The following is a 5533-nucleotide window of genomic DNA, read 5'->3' as shown; positions in this document are numbered from 1 at the left end:
CCGCTGCGCGACCGCTTCGGCTTCACCGGCCACCTCGACTTCTACGAGCCGGGGGACCTCGTCACCATCCTGCACCGCTCGACCGGCCTGCTCGGCCTCGACGCCGACGAGGACGGCATCGTCGAGATCGCGCTCCGCTCGCGCGGCACGCCCCGCATCGCCAACCGACTGCTGCGCCGGGTGCGCGACTGGGCCCAGGTCCACGGCGAGGGCCGGGTCACCCAGTCGGCCGCCCGGCAGGCGCTGGAGCTCTTCGACGTCGACGAGCGCGGCCTGGACCGTCTCGACCGCGCGGTCCTCGAGGCCCTGTGCCGCCGCTTCGGTGGGGGGCCGGTCGGACTGTCGACCCTGGCGGTCGCCGTGGGGGAGGAGCCCGACACCGTCGAGACGGTTGCCGAGCCGTTCCTCGTCCGCGAGGGCTTCATGCTGCGCACCCCGCGCGGGCGCGCTGCCTCCGCGCTCGCGTGGGAGCACCTCGGCCTGGCCGCGCCCCTCGATGCCCAGGGCCTCTGGGCCGCGACGCTGCCGCTCGACGACGGCCGCCCAGGACGCTTCGAGACGTGACCACGACGCAACCGCAGCCAAAACGTGACCCGGCTCGGCGGCATACGCCCTCGTCCGGGTCTGACAAACCCGCACGCCGGACGTAGACTCCTGCGGGCACCTCCGCCCGCCGCGGCACCATCCGGTGCCACCGGACGTTCATGTGTCGGCACCCCTGCTGGGTCGCGCGCTGCCCGGACCGAGAAGTCGAAGGATTGAGCCTGATATGGATAACGGCAACGAGTACTCCTCGTTGATCATCCTGGCGCTGCCGCTGCTGCTGCTGGCCTGGATGTTCTGGAGTGCCAATCGGCGCACCAGGCAGATGCGCCAGTTCAACGCCTCGCTCAGCGTCGGCGACCAGGTGGTCACCTCGTCGGGCATCTTCGGCACGATCCGTCACCTCGACGACGTCAGCGCGCACCTCGAGGTGGCTGACGGCATGATCCTGCGCTTCGACCGGCGGGCCGTGGCCATGAAGCAGTCGGACGTGGCCGCTCCCCAGACTGGCCGGGCGCCCTCGGACGGTACGTCCGAGCCCGGTCAGTGAGGCCCGCCCGTGGCTCATAGCACCACGAAGAAGTCGGCTCTGCGGAGCCTGGCCGCCCTCCTCGCCATCACCGTCGGTCTCGCCGTGCTCGTCGGCGGCCTGTTCCAGTGGGGCGGCGGGCAGCTGACGCCCCGCCTCGGCCTCGACCTCGAGGGCGGCACCGAGATGGTCCTCGCGCCCGTCATCGAGGACGGCTCCGCAGTCAACCCGGGTCAGCTCGACCGGGCCGTCGAGATCATCCGCCAGCGCATCGACGCCAACGGCGTCGCCGAGAGCGAGATCTCGACGCAGGGCGGCCGCAACATCGTCGTGGCCATCCCCGGCACGCCGTCCGAGGAGCAGCTCGAGGCGATCCGCAAGCCGTCGCAGCTGCGCTTCCGCGCTGTCTTCGTGCAGGACGTCGAGAGCGCCACCCCTGAGGCAAGCCCGGGCACGCCTTCGGGCACCGCCACGACGCCGGCGGCAACGCCGACCGGGACGGCGACGACACCCGCCGCGTCGCCGACGACCGCGGCCAACGCCGTGGTCCCCGAGGCGCTGCGGGCAGAGACGACGGCACCGACCACCCCGGGAGCCGCCACCTCTGCGCCCACGACGGCCCCCACGGCCACGACGGGAACCGCCACGCCGACCGAGGCACCTACCCCGCCGACTGACGCCGAGATCGAGGCGGCCATCGCCGCTCAGGCCTCCCGGGGACTGCTCACGCTCGGGTGGGAGCAGGCCAAGGCGGACGAGGCGGCCGCCACGGTGGCCAAGGAGTACGTCGCCCTCAACTGCTTCGAGCCCGGGTCCATCGACAGCGTGCCGGACCTCAAGGACGCCCCGATGGCGACGTGCGGCGAGGACGGCGTGTCCAAGTACGTCCTCGGTCCCGTCGAGATCGACGGCAGCGAGATCCAGGACGCCACCAGTGGCTACCAGCCGGGTCCGACCGGTCAGCCCACCTCCATCGTCGAGGTCGCGCTCTCCTTCAAGGACTCGGGGCGGGAGACCTTCGCCGAGGTGACAAAGCGGCTCGTCGGCCTGCAGGGACAGCCCCCGCTCGACCAGTTCGCCGTCGTCCTCGACAAGCGGGTCATCACCGCGCCCCAGGCACAGGCGGTCATCACCGACGGGCGCGCCTCCATCACCGGCTCGTTCACGCTCGACTCGGCGAAGCGGCTGGCGGAGCAGCTGAAGTTCGGTGCGCTGCCGATGTCCTTCGCGCTCCAGACCAACGACACGATCACGCCACAGCTCGGCGAGGAGCAGCTCCGCCTGGGCCTGCTCGCCGGGCTCATCGGTCTGATCCTCGTCGTCATCTACTCGATGTTCCAGTACCGTGCGCTCGGCATCGTCACCGTCTTCTCGCTCGTCGTCGCGGCGGTGCTGACCTACCTCGCGCTCGTCGTGCTGGGGACGACACACGGCTTCCGACTGACCATGGCCGGCGTCACCGGCGTCATCGTGGCGATCGGTATCACGGCCGACAGCTTCATCGTCTACTTCGAGCGAATCCGTGACGAAGTGCGCGAAGGACGACCGCTCGTCGCGGCCGTCGAGACCGGCTGGAAGCGCGCCCGACGCACGATCATCGCCGCCGACGCGGTGAACATGCTCGCTGCCGTCGTGCTCTACCTGCTGGCGTCCGCCAACGTGCGCGGCTTCGCCTTCACACTCGGCCTCACGACTCTCATCGATCTCGCCGTGGTCGTCCTGTTCACGCACCCGATGGTCCAGCTGCTCGCCCGCACCGAGTTCTTCGGCAACGGTCACACGTGGTCGGGACTCGATCCGGAGCGCCTGGGAGCCAAGGAGGCTCCTCGGTATCGGGGCCGCGGACAGTTCCGGCCCGCTGGAGCAGCCAGTGCGACCCGGACTTCGACAGCCACCGCGACCCGCCCGACGGGTCTCACCGAGGGGCAGGCCAAGGCATGATCCACTTCGCCCAGTTCGGCAACGACCTCTACACCGGGCGGCGCTCGATCGCCTTCGTCAGGCGCCGCCGCGTCTGGTACGCCTTCTCAGCGGTCGTCCTCGTCATCGCCCTCGCAGGCATCTTCGTCAAGGGGCTCAACTTCGGTATCGAGTTCCGGGGCGGCACGGAGTTCCGGGTGCTCGGCGTCACGAACACCCAGGACTACGAGGCCAGGGCGCAGGAGGCCGTCGGGGAGGCGGGGATCCCCGGCTCCGTCACGACGACGATCGTCGGTGGCGACACGATCCGCGTGCAGACCGAGGCGGCCCAGGAGCAGACCGATGCTGCCCGCACCGAGCTCGCCGAGGCCTTCGACGTCGATCGTCAGACGGTCAGCTCCACGCTCATCGGGCCGAGTTGGGGTGCTGCCGTCAGCGAGCAGGCAATCCGGGGACTCATCGTCTTCCTCATCCTCGTGACCATCGTCATGGCGCTGTACTTCCGGACGTGGAAGATGGCCGTCGCAGGCCTCACCGCCCTGCTCCATGACCTCGTCGTCACCGTGGGCATCTACTCGCTCTTCGGCTTCGAGATCACTCCCTCGTCGATGATCGGGTTCCTCACGATCCTCGGATACTCGCTCTACGACACGGTGGTGGTCTTCGACAAGGTGCGAGAGAACACCGCGGAGGCCTTCCGGAGCAAACGGACCACGTACGCCGATGCAGCCAACCTCGCGGTCAACCAGACCCTCGTCCGGTCGATCAACACGACCGTGGTGGCGCTGCTGCCGATCGCGGCGATCCTCTTCGTCGGCTTCACCATGCTCGGCCCCGGGACGCTGCTCGACCTGTCGCTCGCCCTCTTCATCGGGATCGCCGTGGGCGCCTACTCGTCCATCTTCATCGCGACGCCGCTGCTGGTGCAGCTGCGCAGCAAGGACCCGGCCGTCGTCGACCTCGACCGCTACGTGGCTCGTCATGGCGCCAAGCGGGCCGCCCGCGACGAGGCCCGCGCGGGTGTCCCAGCGCCCGGCCAGGCCGACCAGCCCGTGCCGGTCGGAGCTGACCGGACCGGCGCCGCGCCCGTGCCGGACGCGGCGACGCCAGGAGCGGGAGTGGGCGCCAGGCCGGTCCACAAGTACGCCGCCCAGTCGGGTCCGCGCAACCAGCCGCGACGCGCCCCGAAGTCCAAGAGGTGACGGTGGGCTCCGTCTCGGCCGGGGACTCGCGCACCGATATCGCTGAGCTGGTGCGCGACCACCTCCGCGACATCCCCGACTTCCCCAAGCCGGGGGTCCTCTTCAAGGACTTCACCCCGCTCATCGCCGACGGGCCGGCGATGAAGGCGCTCGTTCTCGACATCGCCCGGCGCTATGCCGGGCGGGTCGACGTCGTCGTCGGGATCGAGGCGCGGGGGTTCATCCTCGGCGCTGCGGTTGCCTACGAGCTCGGTCTCGGCATGGTCCCCATCCGCAAGGCCGGCAAGCTGCCGGGTGAGACGATCAAGGAGTCGTACGCCCTGGAGTACGGCACCGCCGAGATCGAGGTGCACACCGACGCGTTCCGGCCCGGGCAGCGGGTCCTCGTCATCGACGACGTCCTCGCCACCGGCGGAACGGCCGAGGCGACCGCCGCGCTCGTCGAGCGGGCCGGTGCCCTCGTCACGGCCATCGAGGTGGTGCTCGAGCTGTCGTTCCTCGAGGGTCGCAAGCGCCTCGGCGGCCGGGACGTGAACGCCATCCTGACGCTCTGATTTGCACCCGCCCCCTAGACTCAGTTCATGAGCGAGGAGGTCCGGAGTGAGCTGAGCGCCCCATCACGGGTGCGTGCTCGGTTTGCCCGCTTCGGGGCGAGCCGGCCGTCCGGCAACCCGGTCCTCGACCCGCTCATGACCGCCGTCCGGCAGAACCATCCGAAGGCTGACCTGTCGGTCATCGACCGGGCCTACGCCGTGGCCGAGCGCGCGCACGAGGGCCAGATGCGCAAGAGCGGCGACGCCTACATCACCCACCCGCTCGCCGTGACGCAGATCCTCGCAGAGCTCGGCATGACGCCCCCGACCCTCGCGGCGGCGCTGCTCCACGACACGGTCGAGGACACCTCCTACGGCCTCGACGAGCTGCGTCGCGACTTCGGCGACGAGATCGCGATGCTCGTCGACGGCGTGACCAAGCTCGACAAGGTGAAGTACGGCGAGGCAGCCCAGGCCGAGACCGTCCGCAAGATGGTCATCGCCATGGCGCGCGACATCCGGGTTCTCGTCATCAAGCTCGCCGACCGGCTGCACAACGCCCGGACGTGGCGTTACGTCAGTCAGGACTCGGCCCGGCGCAAGGCCAACGAGACCTTGGAGATCTACGCTCCCCTCGCGCACCGGCTCGGGATGAACACCATCAAGTGGGAGCTCGAGGATCTCTCCTTCGCGACGCTCTACCCGAAGGTGTACGACGAGATCGTCCGCCTCGTCGCCGAGCGCGCCCCGGCCCGTGAGGAGTACCTCGCCGGAGTCCGCGCCCAGGTGTCCGAGGACCTCACCGC

General features: G+C 70.1%; 6 protein-coding genes. All 6 read left to right on the top strand.

Going from position 1 to position 5533, the window contains the following annotated elements; translation table 11 throughout:
- Positions 1–564, top strand: a 564-nt coding sequence (locus LOY02_RS17450) for a Holliday junction DNA helicase RuvB C-terminal domain-containing protein (RefSeq protein ID WP_317183641.1), incomplete at its 5' end; no start/stop codon positions are given.
- A 142-nt stretch (positions 565–706) separates the two neighbouring features.
- Positions 707–1093, top strand: coding sequence for a preprotein translocase subunit YajC (gene yajC / locus LOY02_RS17445; RefSeq protein ID WP_317183640.1), 387 nt, complete (start codon positions 707–709; stop codon positions 1091–1093).
- Positions 1094–1102: 9 nt separating this feature from the next.
- The gene (gene secD, locus LOY02_RS17440; RefSeq protein ID WP_317183639.1) at positions 1103–3013 is read left to right on the top strand and encodes a protein translocase subunit SecD; all 1911 of its coding nucleotides are present in this window, start codon (positions 1103–1105) and stop codon (positions 3011–3013) included.
- Positions 3010–4194: a protein translocase subunit SecF gene (gene secF, locus LOY02_RS17435; RefSeq protein ID WP_317183638.1), complete on the top strand. Its 1185-nt coding sequence runs from the start codon at positions 3010–3012 to the stop codon at positions 4192–4194. The genes secD and secF overlap by 4 nt, the downstream gene beginning before the upstream one ends.
- Complete coding sequence (locus tag LOY02_RS17430) at positions 4191–4748, top strand: adenine phosphoribosyltransferase (protein ID WP_410505971.1); 558 nt, start codon at positions 4191–4193, stop codon at positions 4746–4748. Before secF ends, LOY02_RS17430 begins: the two co-directional genes overlap by 4 nt.
- 27 nt (positions 4749–4775) lie before the next feature.
- A partial coding sequence (locus tag LOY02_RS17425; RefSeq protein ID WP_317183637.1) for an HD domain-containing protein occupies positions 4776–5533 on the top strand: 758 nt, incomplete at its 3' end.

This window comes from Intrasporangium sp. (assembly GCF_032907665.1).
GTDB lineage: Bacteria > Actinomycetota > Actinomycetes > Actinomycetales > Dermatophilaceae > Intrasporangium.
The sequence above is the reverse complement of the archived record's forward strand: the minus strand, read 5'-3'. Positions and strand labels throughout refer to the sequence as shown.